Source organism: Clostridium sp. FS41 (assembly GCF_000954015.1).
Lineage (GTDB): Bacteria > Bacillota > Clostridia > Lachnospirales > Lachnospiraceae > Enterocloster > Enterocloster citroniae.
Genome location: NZ_JYHN01000044.1, coordinates 1 through 1,424 on the forward strand (window position 1 = coordinate 1; position 1,424 = coordinate 1,424).

Here is a 1,424-nt window from a genome sequence, read left to right on the forward strand (position 1 = left end):
TTTAATGAGTTCTGGATAGAATCTCCTCCAAATAATTGTTATTATTTGCACCAACTAAAAAAACCCTCAAAAAAATTCCCCACCCGCCAGCACCCACCCGGCAAATGAGGAATCAACCCAATCCAATCAATCTATTCAATTATCTGGCTTTCAAACAAAAAGTTGCGAGCATTATACTTTTCCAGCACCTGCCGGCGGCGGTCGATGGAGACTTCTGTGTAGATCTGTGTGGTAACAATGCTGGCATGGCCCAGCAGCTCCTGTACATCCCGGATGGAAGCCCCGTTATTTAGCAGCTGTGTTGCAAAGCTGTGCCTCAGGTAATGGGGAGTGGAGGCGGGATTGATGGAGGACAGGTCCCTGTATTTGCGGAAGAGGTTTTCTATTCCGTATATGGAAAGCCTGTTTCCATACCGGTTCAGGAACATTGCGTGGTCAGTGGGATTTAGCTGGCGCCTGATATCCAGCCAGGTGTGGAGTTTCTTTATGACATCCGGGGAAGAAATATAGAGGAGCCGTTCCTTTCGTCCTTTTCCATGAATGAGCAGTGTCCGTTCTGCCGGGTCATAGTGAGGCAGGTCCAGTGCACTGATCTCACCAATGCGAAGACCCAGGCAGAAGAGGAGTTCCAGAATTACATTGTTCCGTATATTCAGTATTTTATGAAAATTGGTTTGAGACTGACAGACCTGAGCGTCTGCAATAAAAAGAAGGGAGCGGATCTCCGCTGTTGACAGAATACGGGGGATTGTTTTGGGAAGTTGGAATTTCCTTGTGGAAAAACGGAAAAAACGTTCTGCTGAAATCCCTTCCTGATTCATATATTGAAAAAATTGCCGGATGGATATGTATTTTCGTTGAATGGAACTGGCTTTTCGCTCCAGTGTGGTCTGCAGATAGTGGAAGTAGGAGAGGATGGTGTTCTGGTCCAAGGTCTCGATCTGCGTATTTTTACACCACAGCATAAAACATTGCAGATCGCTCCGGTATGCCTTCAGGGTCCTGTTTGACAAGTTGCGCTCCACGGACAGGAGTTTTAAAAAGAGATTGGTTTGTTGGGACAATTGTTCTGGTGAGTACTTCATAAAAACCTCCTTGTTAGTATAGGGGCGGCATTATTCGGGAACCGCCCCAATGATAGTGTTCTCCTGATATAACAGAGACTATCCCATATTCTAACTGAAAAAGTGCAGGGCCACTATAATGTAAACAATGCATTGTTATATCTGCAGGGGAATGTGAGGGCATCAATCACATGCGCTGTTTATTTAATTACGCCTCATATAATTACGCCTCACACAACTAAACATATAAGTATACAATGTATACTTGCGTAAGGCACACCTCACACTTTAACATATGGTCCATCTCACGATTTAGCACATGGTCCATCCCACCCCCACGGAAATGCAAGACGTACCCCC

At 45.3% G+C, this 1,424-nt stretch carries 1 protein-coding gene; it reads right to left on the bottom strand.

The genetic code is table 11. From position 1 onward, the window contains the following. Positions 1 to 131 precede the first annotated feature (131 nt). The gene (locus tag CLFS41_RS06785) at positions 132 to 1,085 is read right to left on the bottom strand and encodes a tyrosine-type recombinase/integrase (protein WP_045091845.1); all 954 of its coding nucleotides are present in this window, start codon (positions 1,083 to 1,085) and stop codon (positions 132 to 134) included. Positions 1,086 to 1,424 lie beyond the last annotated feature (339 nt).

Coding starts and splice junctions, on each gene's coding strand:
- CLFS41_RS06785 (WP_045091845.1), bottom strand. CDS start 1,085: ATGAAGTACTCACCAGAACAATTGTCCCAACAAACCAATCTCTTTTTA.